This window comes from Amycolatopsis sp. NPDC059657, assembly GCF_042734395.1.
Taxonomy (GTDB): Bacteria; Actinomycetota; Actinomycetes; order Mycobacteriales; family Pseudonocardiaceae; genus Amycolatopsis.
This window is the reverse complement of record NZ_JBHWEB010000168.1, coordinates 1-16,203: the sequence shown is the minus strand read 5'-3', so window position 1 is coordinate 16,203 and position 16,203 is coordinate 1. Positions and strand designations below refer to the sequence as shown.

Genomic DNA, 16,203 nt, shown 5'->3' with positions numbered 1-16,203 from the left:
GGTGAGTGGTACGGCCGGTTAGAACCGGCCATACCACTCACGACCCTAGGCTTAGGGCGCGCAGCAAGAGCTTGATGACCGAGTCGCAGTAGGCGTCGGTCAGCGGGCCGGTTCGCAGGAGCCAGCGGTAGTAGAACGAGCCGTAGAACAGGTCGACCGCCGCGTCCAGGTCGACGTCGGCGATCTCGCCAGCGCGGGCGGCCACGCGCAGGCGTTCCTTGGTGGCCTCCAGCCACGGTCCCATCAGGCGCTCGTTCAGTTGCTGCGAAAGCTTTTCGTCGTTCTGGATCGCCGTCAGCAGCGAGCGGTAGAAGCGGGCGAACGACACGTCTTCCAGTTGGGCGACGGTCGACTTCAACACGAGCTGAAGGTCGGTCTCGAGGTTGTCGGAGGTGGGGAAGCTGAGGCCCGCGTCGGCGTTTGTCAAAGCCAGGTAAGCGTCGAGGACGACCGCGCCCTTGTCAGGCCACCAGCGGTAGATCGTCTGCTTGCCGACGCCGGCGCGTGAGGCGACGCCTTCGATGGTCAGCTTCTGGTAGCCGACCTCGCTGACCAGTTCCGTGGCGGCGGTGAGGATCGCCTGGCGGGACCGTTCGCTGCGGCGGGCTGGATCTGGGGTCTTGACGTGCTCCGGCATGAGTGTCATCGTAGCAGCAACGAGACGAGACGGACCGTCTCGCCAAACCGAGGAGAAGATCATGAACGACCGCGTCTGGCTCATCACCGGAATCAGCAGGGGCTTCGGCCGCCTCATCGCCGAGCACGCGCTCGCGAACGGGGACCGCGTCATCGGCACCGCCCGCCGGCCGCTTGACGAACTGGTCGCCGAGCACGACGGCAGACTCGTCGTGCTGCCGCTGGACGTCACCGACCGCGCGGCCGTCTTCGCGACCGTCGAGAAGGCGGTCGAGGCGTTCGGGCGGATCGATGTCGTCGTCAACAACGCGGGCCACGGGCTGGCGGGCACCGTCGAGGAGGTCAGCGAAGCCGACGCCCGCGCGTTGCTGGACACCAACTTCTTCGGCGCGCTGTGGGTGACCCAGGCCGTGCTGCCGCAACTGCGCGAGCAGGGCCGCGGGCACATCATCCAGATGTCGAGCGTCTCCGGCCTGATGGGCGTGCCGACGCTCGGGCTCTATTCGGCCAGCAAGTTCGCGCTGGAAGGGCTGAGCGACTCACTCGGGCAGGAACTCGCGCCGTTCGGGATCCACGTGACGCTCGTCGAGCCACGTATCTACGCCACGGATTTCCTGGGCCGCAGCATGAAGCTGTCGGCCTTCATGCCCGAGTACCAGCCCGTCCGCGAGGCGCTGATGACCCAGTACGAGGGCGCCGCTCCCGGCGACCCGGCGAGGGTCGCCGAGGCCATGATGAAACTGGCCGCGAGCGACACCCCGCCGCGCCGCCTGCTGCTCGGGGACGGCGATTTCGACGTCATCCTCGACGTCCACCGGCAGCGGATCAGCGAATGGAGCGAGTGGGAAACGGTCAGCCGGGCTGCGGGCTGAGACCGCGCAGGAAGGCGAGCGAAGGCATGAAGAAGTACTCGCCGCCCTTCAACGTGACAGCCTGCGGGGACGGCGCGGCGGTCTTGGTGACGTCGGAACCCCATTCGGTCGCGTAGGTCGGGTCGTCCTCACGCGGGCCTTGCCCGATCACCAGATCGCGGCCGGGGTTCGACGCGCCATCGGGCACCCGCGGGAAACCCGCCCCGTTGGCCCAGTTCGTCTGCACGAAGTCGAACTGCTGGCCGATGTTCGAGTTGAACGCCATGAACAGCAGCCCGACACCGCCGGACGGTCGTGCCGACGGCGGGAGGCCGGCGTTCGGGTCGTCGAGACGTTCGCCGTAGGTCTGGCCGCGGCGGGCCATGATGTGCAGGCGTTCGGCTTCGACCGGCTCGAAACCGCCGGAACCACGCGGATTGCTCTTGCGGATGTGCGCGTGGAACGGGCACTTGTGGCCTTGGCCGTCACTGTCGTAGCTGAAATCGTTCGGCACCGGGCCGTGTGCCCCGGCCTCGCGATGGTCGGTGACGGGAGTGCCGTCTTCGAACCGGCCGACGATCAGCGCGCCTGCCCGTTCCCGGTCTTCGCCCTCGAAGCCGAGTTCGTCCGCGAGATCCTGCTCGGCCTGCTTGAACCGGCGCACGTTCTGTTCCAGCTTGCGGAAGACGAAATAGCTCCCGAAATGCAGTTCGGGATCCGGCGCCGCCGGGTCTCGGGCGACCACCCTGTCGAGACCGAAGCGGGGATCCCATTCGTCGACCCCGTCGGTTCCGTCGCGCTCCTCGTCGTAATCCTCGAGCAGGAACAACGGCTGGCTGCGGCCGTCGACATACCCGAAATGCTCGATCGGATCGCCCTGGGCGTTCACCTGCGTGAACCCGGTTTCCTCGCCGAGAATGATCACCGAGTCCGGCATCAGGTCCTCGACCTGGGCGCGGCGCGCCGCCATGCCCGCGTCGGTGGCGTCGCCGATCAGCACCACCGCGTCGATGTCCTCGCGGAACGCCGGATCCCAGCCGGACCGGGGCGGATCATTGAGCTTGCGCCGGGTTTCGGCCGATTTCATCCCGATGGTGAACGACCGGTCCGCGGGCCGGTTCTCTTCGGGGATGTCGAGCTTTCCGTAGCCGCTCGCGGTGAGGCCGACGCCGACATACGGCGAGCTCTTGGCGCCTTCGTTCTTGAAGGCTTCGATTTCCAGCAAATGATCTTTCGCCGACTTCATCAAACCGGTGAGCCCGGTCAGGAAGGCCGCCGCCTCGCCGGTGTCTTCGAACGACAGGAAAAGCATGGAAAGGTGATCACGCACATGTGCCTTGACGATATTGGGCTGCAGTTCGTCCAGTATCCGCACGGTTTCGTCCGCTGATTTCCAGCGCAACGGTTTGGACAGGTCGATGCTCATCTTGAGTCCCCCTCAAGAGTTGGGTGACGCCGGCCCTCTCGAATCCTCCTCGGACCCGCGGGCGTCACCTTCTGACCCGCCAACGAACAAGGACTCGTGAGTGTTCCCGAGAACCGTTGGGAACACTCACGAGTCCGAGGTGGGAGATCAGGCAGCCGCCGCGACGGCCTTCTTCGCGAACACCCGCTCGGCGAGCGCGCCGAACGTCAGCCCGAGCGCGGTCCACAGCACCAGCTGCGTGCCGATCGAGGAGACGCGGAAGGTCCACAACGTCGACGCCGGGAAGCCGGTGCCGACCTCGTCGATGACCGGCATCAGCCACGCGCTGAGCGCCATCACGACGAGGTACCCGGCCACGCCGAGCAAGCCCGCCGTCCAGGCGCCGAACCTGGCCGTCAGCTTGCGGCTGAGCACCAGCGCCAGCACGGCGAACAGCAGTGACAGCGCGACGAACCCGAAGTACAGCCCGGTGCGCTCACCGATCGTCTCCGGCTTGCCGACCGCGGGCGGATTGCCCGGATACTTCAGGAACGGCACGAAGAACACCACCGCGAACGCGAACGCGCCGAGTGCCGCCGCGGTCAGTCTCGGCCGGAGGCTGCCCACGCGCCCGTAGACGAACGCGAAGGCGAGCGAGAACAGCCCGCCGATCGCGGTGCCGTAGACGCCGACGGCGACCAGCAGCCCGAGCGTGCTCTGCACGTCCCGGCTCACCAGTTCCTCTTCCGGCTCCGCCGGCGCGGCCGGTTCGGCGCCGGTGTGCCCGGCGCCGGGGTCGTGCGTGTGCGAATGCGCGGCACCGCCGGCTTCTTCGATGCCGATGGCCGCGTTGATCGACGGCTCGCCGAAGAAGTACGCGAACAAGGTCGCGAGCACACCGGCGATCAGGCCCGCGAGCATGCCGCGGACCAGAAGGGTCCTCATCATTTTCGGTTGGTCCCCGCCCGCGCTCAGTGGCAGGGGAAGGCCAGCAGGTGCCGGCCGTCGTGAGCGAACTCGTGGATGTACATGTTGTCGAACAACGCGAACGCGCCCTGCTCCGCGCCGACGAAATACACCGCGATCAGGCCGAGCAGCACGGTGAACACCGCCCACGGGAGTATTTCGCGTACCGGGATCCTGATCGGCACCGCGGGGAACGCGGGAGCTACGGCTTGGGTCGTCATGGAGAAGGCCTCCTCGGGCTTGCGCGGCCACTTCGGGAACATGCGACGGGCCCGGGTCTGACTCGCCCGTCGATCACGGGCTCACAGTGGCGCGTCCGTGCGGGTTCTCACCGCTTCCGGAGTCCGTCGCCTAGCGTGGATGAGGGTAGGTGTGGCGGCCTGGGCCGGTCAATGTGAGGTACGCATAAAGCTCGGCACGATCAGTTGCAAGCTGGTTACGGCACGTTCCGACGCAAAGCCGACGTGGGCTGTTCGGGTAGTTATGTTCCACCAGCAGACTGACTGAAGGTGACGGAGAAAGCGGTTGACCGTGCATAATCTTGCACATGACGCGATCGTTCATGGCTGACGAGATCGCAAGCCAGCCCGCGTGCTGGCGCCAGGCCGCCCAGCTGGTCCACTCAGTGGGAAAACGGTTACCCGCCGCGGGTGCCAGCGTCGCGGTGGTCGGCTGCGGAACCTCCCGCTACATCGGCGAGTGCTATGCCGCGTTGCGTGAATCGGCAGGGCTCGGGCACACGGACGCGTTCGCCGCGTCGGAGTTTCCCGGCCGCCGCCGCTACGACCACGTGCTCGCCATTTCGCGCTCCGGCACCACGACCGAGGTGCTGCACCTGCTCGAATGGCTGCGCGGGATCACCCCGACCACGGTGATCACCGCGGTGCCCCGCGAGATCGGCGACCGCGCGGACACCGTCATCGACCTGTCGTTCAGCGACGAGCGCTCGGTGGTGCAGACCAGGTTCGCGACGACCACGCTCGCGTTGCTGCGCACCCACACCGGCGAGGATCTCGCCGAGGCGACGGCGCAGGCGGAGATGCTGCTGGTCGAGCCGGTGCCCGAGCGTGTCCGCACGGCGAGCCAGTTCACCTTCCTCGGCACCGGCTGGACGATCGGGCTCGCGCACGAGGCCGCGCTGAAGTTCCGCGAGGCGACGCTGAGCTGGACCGAGTCGTACCCCGCGTGGGAGTACCGGCACGGCCCGATCAGCATCGGCGAGCCTGGCAGGGTGACCTGGATGTTCGGCAAGCCGCCGCCGGGATTGGCCGAGGACGTCGCGAAGACCGGCGCGCTGTTCATCGAGAGCGCGCTGGACCCGCTCGCCGATCTCGTGCGCGCCCAGCTGGTCGCCGCCGCGATCGCCGCGGACCGTGGCCTCGATCCCGACAGCCCACGGAACCTGACCCGCTCGGTGGTACTGCGGTAAGAATCTCTCCCATGGTGATTACGGCGCTCGACGTCGGCGGGACGAGCATCAAGGCCGCGGTGCTGGACGGCGACCTCAAGACACTGGCGACCAGCCGCGAACCCACCGCCAAGGGTGCGGACGGGCACGCGGTCGCCGACCAGGTCGCCAGGATGGTGGCCGAGCTCGGCCACGACCCGGCGGCCGTCGGTGTGGTCGTACCGGGGATCGTCGACGAGAACGCTGGTATAGCCCGGTTCTCGGCCAATCTCGACTGGCGTGACGTGCCGCTGCGCGCGCTGCTGGCCGAGCGCTTGGGGCTCCCGGTCGCGCTCGGCCACGATGTCCGCTCCGGCGGACTGGCGGAGTTCAGGGTCGGCGCGGGCCGTGGCTGCACCGAAGCCGCGTTCGTCGCGGTCGGCACCGGGATCGCGGCCGCGTTGCTGGTGGACGGGCAGCTGTACTCCGGCGGCGGGCTGGCAGGCGAACTCGGTCACGTCGACGTCGGCAACCAGCTCAAGTGCGGCTGCGGCGCGGTCGGCTGCATGGAGATGATCGCCTCGGCGTCGGCGGTCGCCCGGCGCTACACCGAACTGACCGGCGAACCGGCCGACGGCGCCGAAAGTGTCGTACTCGCGGCGCAGAATGGGGACGAGCGCGCGAAGGTCGTGGTGGACGAGGCCGTCGACGGGCTCGCACGAGGCCTGCGGATCTTGGCGACCCTGCTGGCCCCGGAGGTCGTCGTGCTCGGCGGCGGGCTCTTCACGACAGGGGAGTACCTGCTCGACGCCGTGCGCGGGCAGCTGCGGCTGACGTTCCAGCGTGAGCCGGAGCTGCGGCTCGCCGAACTCGGCCCGGATGCCAGCCGTTATGGCGCCGGGTTGCTGGCGCTCGACCTGCTCAAGCCGTGATGACCTCGAGGCCCTGCTCTTCGAACTCGCGGATCACGTCGGGGTCGGCCGATTCGTCGGTGATCAGCATGTCGACGTCCGAGGCCGGGCAGATCTGCGCGAACGCCTGGCCGCCGAGCTTCGAGCTGTCGGTCACCACGACGACCTGACGCGCCCGCCGCGCCAGCAGCTTGTTGATGCTGGCCTCGCCCTCGTGGTGCGCGTAGGCGCCGCGGGTCACGTCGAACGCGTCGACGCCGAGGAACACCAGATCGAGCGTGATCTCGTTGAGCAGCAGCTCGGCGAGCGGCCCGGTCAGCTCGAACGAGTGCTGCCGCGCGACGCCGCCGGTGGTGACGATCTTGATGTTCGGCCGCACCGCCAGTTCGTGCGCGATGTTCAGCGCGTTGGTCACCACGGTCAGCGCGGGCGAGACCGAGCCGCGGTCGTTGAAGTCGGCGCGCGTGGCGATCGCGCGGCCGATCTCGGTGGTGGTCGTGCCACCGTTGAGCCCGACGATCATGCCCCGCTCGATCATCCGCGCGGCGGCCGCGCTGATCCGCTGCTTCTCGGGCGCGTGCCTGGCGGCCTTGTGCCGCAGCGGCAGGTCGTAGGCGACGTTGCTGGCGACGGCGCCGCCGCGCGTGCGCGTGAGCAGCTGGCGGCCCGCGAGGTGGTCGAGGTCGCGGCGGATGGTCGCGGGCGACACGTCCAGTTCCTCGGCGGTCTTCTCGACATCGATCTTGTCGCGCTGGCCCACCATGTCCAATAGCGCGCTGAGCCGCTCGTGCCGGTCCATGCTTCCGCCCCTCTGGTCCGAGTTGAACAACGTACTACCGCTGAAAAGTCTCCGTACGCGGTTTCGGCGAATCGAGCCCGGCACGCGGATTCTTCCATCGTCCGCGCGTGAAGTCGGGAAAGTCCACCGCGGCGCCACCCCGTCCGATGGATTCGGCGGACAGCGCGAACGGGGCGCTCCACGCGGCGGAATCGTAGACGTCGATGTCGGGGACCAATCCCAGCCGCAGGGTCTGGGTGAGCCGGTAGAGCATCAGGAAGTCCATCCCGCCATGCCCGCCGGGTCCGGGGCCGATCTCCGTCCACAGCCAATGGTCGTAGCTCGCGTACTGGTCGAAGTCACCCCACTCGTGGTCCGTCTGCTTCGGCTCGAGGTAGATCCGCGGCGGGAAGTCCTCGAACGCCCCGCGCGTGCCCGCGAGGTGGTTCAGCCTGCTGTACGGGTGCGGATTGGACACCCCGTGCACCAGGTGGACGACCTTGCCGAGCTCGGTCTGGAGCAGGCTCATGGTGACATCGCCCGCCCGGTACCGCTCGCCGCGACGCGGGTCTCCGGCTGGCAGCACCCGGTCGCGGTACTCGGCCAGCCCCGCCGCCGGGGTGCTCATCGACGTCAGCTTCGCGAGCCGGTCACCGCGATGGATGCCCAGGTATCCGGCGACCGGCCCGAGTCCGTGGCTGGGGTACGAGTCGCCGTCGCCGTCGGTGTGCCAGCCGCGCCGCCACTGGTTCGCGTAGTAGCTGTCGGACAACAGAAGCTCGCGCAGGTCGTGCAGGTAGCCGCCGGAGGCATGCAGTGTTTCGCCGAACAGCCCGGCGCGGACCATTCGCAGCACCCGGAGTTCGTTGCGCCCGTAGCAGCAGTTCTCGAGCTGGATGCAGTGCCGCCGGGTCTGCTCCGAGGTGTCGACCAGCTCCCAGAGGTCCGCTATGGACGTCGCCAGCGGGCATTCGACCCCGACGTGCTTGCCCGCGCGCATCGCGGTCAGCGCCAGCGGCGCGTGCGAGTCCCACGGCGTCGCGATGTAGACGAAGTCGACGTCATCGCGCGCGCAGAGCTGCTCGAAGTCGCCGCAGGCCACGGTCGCGGGCAGATTCGCAGACTCGATCGTCGCCGCGACGGCGGCCGGGTCGACGTCGTGGAGCGCGGTGATCCGCGCGCCGGGGATTTCGAGGAGCAGCGGAACCATCGAGCGGCCACGCTGGCCGAGCCCGGCGATGCCGAACCGGGCGATCGGCCGCGGTTCGAACGGCACATCCATCATGGACGGTCAGTCTAGTCAGGCGGGCAACGCGCACAAGTGCTTGAAAGTGGAGCACTTCAAGCACTTGTGCGCAGCGGGTTTCCTAGGCGCTGCCAATACCGGCGCGGCGCATCCCCTTGCCCTGCATGATTTCCTCCTGATCGCGATGCGCGAGACCCTTTCGCGCACCGGCACGACGCTATCCGGCCTGCCCCCGGCTCAGATATCCGTTTTGCGTCCCGTTCCGTGGTCGTTTTCCGGATAGTCCCGCGGTGGCCGACGGCGGCTCGCCGTAGGTCTCGCGGTACACCTGCGCGAACCGGCCGAGATGCACGAAACCCCACCGCAGCGCCACTTCGGTGACGGTGCTGGGCATCGCCGTGCCACGGCGGATGGCGACGAGGTCGTCGTGCACGCGGCTGAGCCGCACCCGGCGCAGGTAGCCCATCGGGCTCATCCCGAACTGGCTGCGGAAACCCTTCTGCAGCGCGCGGACGCTGGTGCGCGCGGCGGCCGCCATGTCGGTGACCGAGATCGGCCCGTGGGCGTTGTCCTCGCAGAACACGGCCGCCCGCCGGACGGTTTCCGCCAGCAACGTCGTCGGCTGGGCGGTGAGCCGCTGGTGGAACGAATGCGGCTGCGCGGCGATCAGCCCGTGCACCAGCAGCTGCTGGAAATGCCCCTGGGCCAGCGGCGACGCCGCGAACATCCCCGACTTCCAGGCGTCCCCGTACGCGGCGACCGTGTTCATCCAGGCGCCGACGACGGGATCCGAGGTGCGCAGGTCGGCATCGAAGCTCACCGAGGTGCGCGGGGTGTACCCGAGGTGCTCGGCGACCGCGCGGTCCATCTCCGCACGGGACACCAGCAGGATGTGGAACAGCGTGTCCTGCCGCCGCAGCGTCCGGTACCGCTTCAGCCGGAAGTCGGCGATGTTGTTGACCGACTTGGCCTGCTCGCCGTCCTGCTCGGTGACCCCGTCGCCCCGCCGCGCGATCTGGATCGTGTAGTCGTCGTTCTCCCCGGTCAGCTTGCCCGCCACGTCGAACGCGGGCACCGAGGCCAGCTCGACGAGCCGCACCGGCGCGGTCTGCTCGCTCAGCATCGAGAAGCGGAACTCGCCACCGGGGCCGTCCTCCATGGAGACCGTCACATGGCTGGCGCCGAAGTAGTTGTGGACGAAATTGGCGTGGATGTCGTCGCGGGAGGTCGCGGTGAAGACGAGTTCGGCGACCATGCCAGCGACCTTACCCACGAGCGAGGGGGTCGTGAGTGGTATTGCCGGTTAGAACCGGCCGTACCACTCACGACCCCAAGCCTCAGGTGAGCGGACGGTCCGTCGGCGCGATCGGCGCGGGCAGTACATCCCGGCCGGTCAGGTACGCGTCCACGCCCGCCGCGGCCGAGCGGCCCTCGGCGATCGCCCACACGATGAGCGACTGCCCACGGCCCATGTCACCGGCGACGAACACGTTGTCCAGGCTCGTCTTGAAAGCCTTGTCCCGCGCGACATTCCCGCGCGGGTCGAGCTCGACGTCGAGCGCTTCGAGCAAGCCCTCGCGCTGCGGGCCGACGAACCCCATCGCGAGCAGCACGAGCTGAGCCTTCAACTCGCGTTCGGTGCCCTCGACCGGTACGAACTTGCCGTCCGACAGCTGGACCTCGACCAGCTTCAGCGCGCGCACACGCCCGGTGGCGTCGGCGACGAACTCCTGCGTGTTGACCGAGTAGAGCCGCTCGCCGCCTTCCTCGTGCGCCGACGAGACGCGGTAGATCATCGGGTAGGTCGGCCACGGGTGCGCGTCCGAGCGGGACTCCGGCGGCCGCGGCATGATCTCCAGCTGCGTCACCGACTTCGCGCCCTGGCGGTGCGAGGTGCCGACGCAGTCCGCGCCGGTGTCGCCGCCGCCGATGACCACCACGTCGAGGCCTTCGGCGCTGATCGGGGACACGTCCAGCTCGCCCGCCGCCACCCGGTTGGCGGGCGGCAGGAACTCCATCGCCTGGTGGATGCCGTCGAACTCCCGGCCGGCGATGGGCAGGTCACGCCACGCCGTCGCGCCACCGGCGAGCACCACGGCGTCGTAGTCCGTCCGCAACTGCTCGGCGGTGATGTCGACGCCGACGTTGACCGAGGTCCGGAACTCGGTGCCCTCGGCCCGCATCTGGTCGAGCCGCCGGTCGAGCCGGTGCTTCTCCATCTTGAACTCGGGGATGCCGTACCGCAGCAACCCGCCGATCTTGTCGGCCCGCTCGAACACCACCACCTGGTGCCCGGCGCGGGTCAGCTGCTGCGCGGCGGCCAGCCCGGACGGACCCGAGCCGACGACCGCGACCTTCTTGCCGGTCTGCGCGGTCGGCGGCTGCGGGACGACCCAGCCCTCGTCGAAGGCGCGGTCGATGATCGAGATCTCGACCCGCTTGATGGTCACCGGGTCGTCGTTGATCCCGAGCACGCAGGCGGTCTCGCACGGCGCGGGACACAGCGTGCCGGTGAACTCCGGAAAGTTGTTGGTCGCGTGCAGCCGCTCGGCCGCGTCACGCCAGTCTTCCCGCCACACCAGCGTGTTCCACTCGGGGATGAGGTTCCCGAGCGGGCAGCCCTGGTGACAGAACGGGATGCCGCAGTCCATGCAGCGCCCGGCCTGCTTCTGCAGCTTGTCCGACGCGAAACCCTCGTAGACCTCGCGGTAGTCCAGCAGCCGCAGTGCCACCGGACGGCTCTTCGGCGTCTCGCGCGGGGTGGTCAGAAAGCCCTTGGGGTCAGCCATGTGCGGCCTCCATGATCGCCTCGTTCACGTCGCGTCCGTCCCGCTCGGCCTCGGCCTGCGCGGCGAGCACGCGTTTGTAGTCCTTCGGCATGACCTTGCCGAACCGGGTGACGCCGGACTCCCAGTCCTCGAGCAGCGCCCGTGCGACCGCGGATTCCGTTTCGTCGTAATGCTTTTCGACCGCTTCGCGCAGGAACGCGATGTCCTCGTCGTCGAGCGGGTCGACGTCGACCATCTCCGGGTTGACCCGGTGCTTCGGCAGGTCGAGCACGTACGCGACACCACCGGACATGCCTGCCGCGAAGTTGCGGCCGACCTCGCCGAGCACCACGATCCGGCCACCGGTCATGTACTCGGCGCCGTGGTCGCCGACGCCTTCGACGACGGCCAGCGCGCCGGAGTTGCGCACGCAGAACCGCTCGCCGACCTTGCCTCGGATGAAGATCTCGCCGCTCGTCGCGCCGTAGCCGATCACGTTGCCCGCGATGATGTTCTCTTCGGCGACGATGCGCGTGTCCCTCGGCGGCCGCACGATGATCCGGCCACCCGAGAGACCCTTGCCGACGTAGTCGTTGCCGTCGCCGTAGAGCCGCAGCGTGATGCCCTTCGGCACGAACGCGCCGAACGACTGGCCGGCGGTGCCGGTGAACGTGACGTCGATCGTGTTGTCCGGCAGGCCTTCGCCGCCCCACCGCTTGGTCAGCTCGGAGCCGAGCATGGTGCCGACGGTCCGGTTGACGTTGCGGACGGGCAGTTCGAGCCGCACCTTGTCACCGGAGGACAGCGAGCCCTCGGCGAGCTGGATCAGCGTGTTGTCGAGTGCCTTCTCCAGCCCGTGGTCCTGCGCGCGCTGCTGGTGACGGCGGCCGGCCGGTGCCATCTCCGGCACGTAGAAGATCGGCGAGAGGTCGAGACCCGACGCCTTCCAGTGGTCGACGGCCTTGCGCTTGTCGAGCATCTCGGCGTGGCCGACCGCTTCGGCGAGCGACCGGAAACCCAGCTCCGCCAGGTATTCGCGGACCTCCTGCGCGATGAACTTGAAGAAGTTCACCACGTATTCGGCCTTGCCGTTGAACTTCTCGCGCAGCTTCGGGTTCTGCGTCGCGACACCGACCGGGCAGGTGTCGAGGTGGCACACCCGCATCATGATGCAGCCGGAGACGACCAGCGGCGCGGTCGCGAAGCCGAACTCCTCCGCGCCGAGCAGCGCGGCGATGATCACGTCACGGCCGGTCTTGAGCTGGCCGTCGGTCTGCACGACGATCCGGTCGCGCAGCCGGTTCGCGAGCAGCGTCTGCTGGGTTTCGGCGAGGCCGAGCTCCCAGGGGCCACCCGCGTGCTTGATCGACGAAAGCGGCGAAGCGCCGGTTCCGCCGTCGTGCCCGGAGATCAGCACGACGTCCGCGTGCGCCTTGGACACGCCCGCCGCGACCGTGCCGACGCCGACCTCGGACACGAGCTTCACGTGGATGCGCGCGGCCGGGTTGGCGTTCTTGAGGTCGTGGATGAGCTGGGCGAGGTCCTCGATCGAGTAGATGTCGTGGTGTGGCGGCGGGGAGATCAACCCGACACCCGGCGTCGAGTACCGCGTCTTCGCGATCCACGGGTACACCTTCGCGCCGGGCAGCTGGCCGCCCTCGCCGGGCTTGGCGCCCTGCGCCATCTTGATCTGGATGTCGTCGGCGTTGACGAGGTATTCGCTCGTCACACCGAACCGGCCGCTCGCGACCTGCTTGACCGCCGAGCGCCGCTCCGGGTCGTAGAGGCGTTCCGGGTCCTCGCCGCCCTCGCCGGTGTTGGACTTGCCGCCGAGCTGGTTCATCGCGATGGCGAGGGTCTGGTGCATCTCCATCGAGATCGAGCCGTAGGAGATGGCGCCGGTGGCGAACCGCTTGACGATGTCCTCGACCGATTCGACCTCGTCGATCGGCACCGGCGGGCGCTCGCCGTACTTGAAGTCGAACAGCCCGCGCAGCGTCAGCAGCTTCTCGGACTGGTCGTTGACCGCCTTGGTGTACTCCTTGAAGATCTCGTACTTCCCGGAGCGCGTGGAGTGCTGCAGCTTGAACACCGTCTGCGGGTTGAACAGGTGCGGTTCGCCCTCGCGGCGCCACTGGTAGTCGGCGCCGGTCTCCAGCTCGCGGTGGCTCGCACGCACGCCGTCCGGCGGGTACGCCTTGCGGTGCCGCTCGGCCACTTCGAGCGCGATGGTGTCGAAGCCGACCCCGCCGAGCTTCGAATCCGTTCCGGTGAAACAGTTTTCGATGATCTCCGGGCCGAGCCCGACGGCTTCGAAGATCTGCGCGCCCGCGTAGGACGCGACGGTCGAGACGCCCATCTTCGACATCGTCTTGCGGACACCCTTGCCGAGCGCCTTGATGAGGTTCTGCGTCGCCTCGACCTGGGTGACGCCGGGGATCAGGCCGCGGAAGGCCATGTCCTCGACGGTCGCCATCGCCATGTACGGGTTGACCGCGGCCACGCCGTAGCCGATGAGCAGCGCGATGTGGTGCACCTCGCGGGCGTCACCGGACTCGACGATGAGCCCGACCTGGGTGCGGGTCTTCTCGCGGACCAGGTGATGGTGCACCGCGCCGGTCAGCAGCAGCGACGGGATCGGCGCGTGGTGCTCGTCGACGCCGCGGTCGGACAGCACGATGAACCGCGCGCCGTCCTCGATCGCCTCGGACACCTCGGAGCGGATCTCGTCCAGCCGCTTGATAAGCGCGTCGCCGCCCCCTCGGACGTCATAGCGCCCGAGAACGGTGACGGCCTGGAACTCCGGCAGTGTGCCGTCGTCGTTGATGTGGACCAGCTTGGCGACCTGGTCGTTGTCGAGCACCGGGAACGGCAGCACGACGCGGCGGCAGGACTTCGCGTTGGCCTCCAGCAGGTTCGGCTCGGAGCCGATCTGCGCGCCCAGCGCGGTGACGAGCTCCTCGCGGATCGCGTCCAGCGGCGGGTTGGTGACCTGCGCGAAAAGCTGGATGAAGTAGTCGAAGATCAGCCTGGGCCTGCTGGACAGCGGCGCGAGAGGCGAGTCGTTGCCCATCGAGCCGATGGGCTCGGCCCCGGTGCGCGCCATCGGCTCCAGGATGGTCTCGAGTTCTTCCTCGGTGTAGCCGAAAGCCTGCTGCCGCCGTACGAGCGCGGCGTGCAGCGGAACCTCGCGGTCACGCTCGGGCAGGTCCTCGAGGTGCACCAGCCCGGCGTCGACCCACTCGTCGTACGGATGCGCGGTGGCGAGCTCGTCCTTGACCTCTTCGTCTTCGACGATGCGCCCTTCGGCGGTGTCGACGAGGAACATCTTGCCCGGTTCGAGCCGTCCCTTGCGGATGATCGTCGACTGTTCCAGTTCGAGCACACCGACTTCACTGGCGAGCACGACCAGTCCGTCTTCGGTCACCCAGTAGCGGGCTGGCCGCAGGCCGTTGCGGTCGAGCACGGCGCCGATCTGGGTGCCGTCGGTGAAACTGACCAGCGCCGGCCCGTCCCACGGCTCCATGAGCGTCGAGTGGAACTCGTAGAACGCGCGGCGCGCGGGGTCCATCTCCTGATGGTTCTCCCACGCTTCGGGGATCATCATCAGCACCGAGTGCGGCAGTGAGCGGCCGCCGAGGTGCAGCAGTTCGAGCACCTCGTCGAACGACGCGGAGTCGCTCGCGCCGCGCGTGATGATCGGGTAGATCCGTTTGAGGTCACCGGGGATCAGGTCGGTTTCGAGCAGCGCCTCGCGGGCGTCCATCCAGTTGCGGTTGCCCTTGAGCGTGTTGATTTCACCGTTATGGGCCACATAACGGTACGGATGCGCCAGCGGCCACGACGGGAAGGTGTTGGTGGAGAAGCGGGAGTGCACCAGGCCGATCGCGCTCGTGACCCGCTCGTCGGTCAGGTCGTCGAAGAACTTCTCGACCTGAGGCTCGGTGAGCATTCCTTTGTAGACGATCGTGCGCGAGGACAGGCTGGGGAAGTAGAGGTCCCCTTCGAGTTCGTGCTCGGCGCGCTTGCGCACGCAGAAGGCGGCGCGCTCGAGTTCGAGACCGCTCGCGCCGTCCCGCCCGGCCAGGAACAGCTGGGTGAAATGCGGCATCGATTCAGCCGCGGTCGGCCCGCAATGCTCTTTGTGCACGGGGAGTTCACGCCAGCCGAGCACGCGCATGTGCTCCTCGGCGGCGATCCGCTCGATGGTCGACATGGCGCGGCCACGCTGTTTTTCGTCTGTCGGCAGGAAAGCCGTGCCGACGGCGTACGCGCCCGCTTCGGGCAGCTCGAAGCCCGCGACCGCACGGTAGAACTCGTCGGGCACCTGGATCAGGATGCCCGCGCCGTCCCCGGTGTCCGGTTCGGCTCCTCTGGCGCCACGATGTTCGAGGTTGCGAAGCGCGACCAATGCCTTCCGCACGATCCCGTGATCTCGCCTCCCGGCGAGATCGGCGACGAAGGCCACGCCGCAGGCGTCGTGTTCGTGTTGCTTGTCGTACAAGCCCTTGCGGGTTTCCGGTACGTGGCGGGTCACGGCTGGCCGCCTCCCAAGGCGTCTGCGCGATTCGATGACGGAACCAGTTAACGAAGTGGTCCGGAATCGCGATGGTCAGTCGAGAACAGAAGATGCTTTGTTGCCATAACAGGGCAAGCGGCATCGCGGGGCCACACTGCACTGGGTGACCCTGAACTTCGGGTGCGCCATTGCACCGAGCTGCACGCGCTGGGTCCGCAACCGCGGGTGGTGGGGGTCGTCGGAGCGCGCGGTCGTACTCCCGGGTTCGCCGGGTCTTATGACGATAGTGTGAATTCGCTGTTATCGACATACGTCGCCGTGTCCGGGTGGGAAATGCCACGCCCTTGTTGACTTCGCGCCAGTGTGACCATAGTGCGGACACAGTGTGTCATCTAGTGGACATCTGTGTTCTGACCTGGACTTACGTGCTTTACGGACGATCGTATAGCGAGTCGGGTGGGGTTTCTGGGACTTCCGTGACCATACCGAGATCGCTCGAATGGCAGAGTCGATCACGCTGGGAGTTCACCGCACGGCCGTATGCCGGTTGGTCCATCCGCCGCATCGTAAGCCGTGCTACCCCAGCCAGTGACGGCTCGGACACCGCGTGCTTTGTTGCAGGACATGGGAAAGGCGTCTCAGCCAAGAGCTGTCTGTCCGGGGTGGACTGATTTGTTGCCGTCCCGAACGTTCGGGTCGTGGGGGGGAAGGGCGGGTTTAAACGGCCCGACCCCAA

General features: G+C 68.1%; 11 protein-coding genes and 1 pseudogene. 3 read left to right on the top strand and 9 right to left on the bottom strand.

Features of this window, described 5'->3' with window-relative positions; genetic code table 11:
• Positions 1 to 37: 37 nt before the first annotated feature.
• A complete protein-coding gene (locus ACFV15_RS44500) occupies positions 38 to 637 on the bottom strand; it encodes a TetR/AcrR family transcriptional regulator (protein WP_378359066.1) in 600 nt (199 codons plus the stop codon).
• 61 nt (positions 638 to 698) lie between these two features.
• Between ACFV15_RS44500 and ACFV15_RS44495 the strand changes: the two genes are divergently transcribed.
• Complete coding sequence (locus tag ACFV15_RS44495) at positions 699 to 1,508, top strand: SDR family NAD(P)-dependent oxidoreductase (protein WP_378359065.1); 810 nt, start codon at positions 699 to 701, stop codon at positions 1,506 to 1,508.
• Here the strand turns inward: ACFV15_RS44495 and ACFV15_RS44490 are convergent.
• The 3 genes from ACFV15_RS44490 to ACFV15_RS44480 all read right to left on the bottom strand — a co-directional run bounded on the left by ACFV15_RS44490 (position 1,489) and on the right by ACFV15_RS44480 (position 4,079).
• Entirely contained in the window at positions 1,489 to 2,913 is a 1,425-nt protein-coding gene (locus ACFV15_RS44490) for a Dyp-type peroxidase (protein ID WP_378359063.1), read from the bottom strand. The genes ACFV15_RS44495 and ACFV15_RS44490 overlap by 20 nt on opposite strands.
• A gap of 147 nt (positions 2,914 to 3,060) precedes the next feature.
• Complete coding sequence (locus tag ACFV15_RS44485; protein ID WP_378359062.1) at positions 3,061 to 3,840, bottom strand: CbtA family protein; 780 nt, start codon at positions 3,838 to 3,840, stop codon at positions 3,061 to 3,063.
• Positions 3,841 to 3,863: 23 nt separating this feature from the next.
• Entirely contained in the window at positions 3,864 to 4,079 is a 216-nt protein-coding gene (locus tag ACFV15_RS44480; protein WP_091294523.1) for a CbtB domain-containing protein, read from the bottom strand.
• A 326-nt stretch (positions 4,080 to 4,405) separates the two neighbouring features.
• Between ACFV15_RS44480 and ACFV15_RS44475 the strand changes: the two genes are divergently transcribed.
• Both ACFV15_RS44475 and ACFV15_RS44470 read left to right on the top strand, forming a co-directional pair.
• Positions 4,406 to 5,287 carry an SIS domain-containing protein gene (locus ACFV15_RS44475; protein ID WP_378359060.1) on the top strand — a complete coding sequence of 294 codons (882 nt, stop codon included), beginning with the start codon at positions 4,406 to 4,408 and terminating at the stop codon, positions 5,285 to 5,287.
• A gap of 11 nt (positions 5,288 to 5,298) precedes the next feature.
• Positions 5,299 to 6,177 (top strand): ROK family protein, encoded by an 879-nt coding sequence (locus ACFV15_RS44470; protein WP_378359058.1) that lies wholly within the window; start codon positions 5,299 to 5,301, stop codon positions 6,175 to 6,177.
• Here ACFV15_RS44470 and ACFV15_RS44465 read toward each other — a convergent pair.
• From ACFV15_RS44465 to gltB, 5 genes and pseudogenes are all read right to left on the bottom strand, one after another.
• On the bottom strand, positions 6,167 to 6,955 hold the full coding sequence (locus ACFV15_RS44465; protein WP_378359056.1) for a DeoR/GlpR family DNA-binding transcription regulator: 789 nt from the start codon (positions 6,953 to 6,955) through the stop codon (positions 6,167 to 6,169). The two genes, ACFV15_RS44470 and ACFV15_RS44465, sit on opposite strands and share 11 nt — an antisense overlap.
• Positions 6,956 to 6,989: 34 nt before the next feature.
• Positions 6,990 to 8,222: pseudogene (locus ACFV15_RS44460) on the bottom strand (Gfo/Idh/MocA family protein); the annotation flags it as partial.
• A gap of 175 nt (positions 8,223 to 8,397) precedes the next feature.
• Positions 8,398 to 9,435, bottom strand: coding sequence for a helix-turn-helix transcriptional regulator (locus ACFV15_RS44455; protein ID WP_378359055.1), 1,038 nt, complete (start codon positions 9,433 to 9,435; stop codon positions 8,398 to 8,400).
• An 82-nt stretch (positions 9,436 to 9,517) separates the two neighbouring features.
• A complete protein-coding gene (locus ACFV15_RS44450) occupies positions 9,518 to 10,969 on the bottom strand; it encodes a glutamate synthase subunit beta (protein WP_378359053.1) in 1,452 nt (483 codons plus the stop codon).
• The gene (gltB, locus tag ACFV15_RS44445; protein WP_378359051.1) at positions 10,962 to 15,485 is read right to left on the bottom strand and encodes a glutamate synthase large subunit; all 4,524 of its coding nucleotides are present in this window, start codon (positions 15,483 to 15,485) and stop codon (positions 10,962 to 10,964) included. Before gltB ends, ACFV15_RS44450 begins: the two co-directional genes overlap by 8 nt.
• Positions 15,486 to 16,203: the final 718 nt, after the last annotated feature.

Bases quoted from the DNA above. Each gene is read 5' to 3' on its own strand.
- ACFV15_RS44490 (WP_378359063.1), bottom strand. From the start codon at position 2,913: ATGAGCATCGACCTGTCCAAACCGTTGCGCTGGAAATCAGCGGACGAA.
- ACFV15_RS44485 (WP_378359062.1), bottom strand. From the start codon at position 3,840: ATGATGAGGACCCTTCTGGTCCGCGGCATGCTCGCGGGCCTGATCGCC.
- ACFV15_RS44500 (WP_378359066.1), bottom strand. From the start codon at position 637: ATGCCGGAGCACGTCAAGACCCCAGATCCAGCCCGCCGCAGCGAACGG.
- ACFV15_RS44495 (WP_378359065.1), top strand. From the start codon at position 699: ATGAACGACCGCGTCTGGCTCATCACCGGAATCAGCAGGGGCTTCGGC.
- ACFV15_RS44465 (WP_378359056.1), bottom strand. From the start codon at position 6,955: ATGGACCGGCACGAGCGGCTCAGCGCGCTATTGGACATGGTGGGCCAG.
- ACFV15_RS44455 (WP_378359055.1), bottom strand. From the start codon at position 9,435: ATGGTCGCCGAACTCGTCTTCACCGCGACCTCCCGCGACGACATCCAC.
- ACFV15_RS44470 (WP_378359058.1), top strand. From the start codon at position 5,299: ATGGTGATTACGGCGCTCGACGTCGGCGGGACGAGCATCAAGGCCGCG.
- ACFV15_RS44480 (WP_091294523.1), bottom strand. From the start codon at position 4,079: ATGACGACCCAAGCCGTAGCTCCCGCGTTCCCCGCGGTGCCGATCAGG.
- ACFV15_RS44475 (WP_378359060.1), top strand. From the start codon at position 4,406: ATGACGCGATCGTTCATGGCTGACGAGATCGCAAGCCAGCCCGCGTGC.
- ACFV15_RS44450 (WP_378359053.1), bottom strand. From the start codon at position 10,969: ATGGCTGACCCCAAGGGCTTTCTGACCACCCCGCGCGAGACGCCGAAG.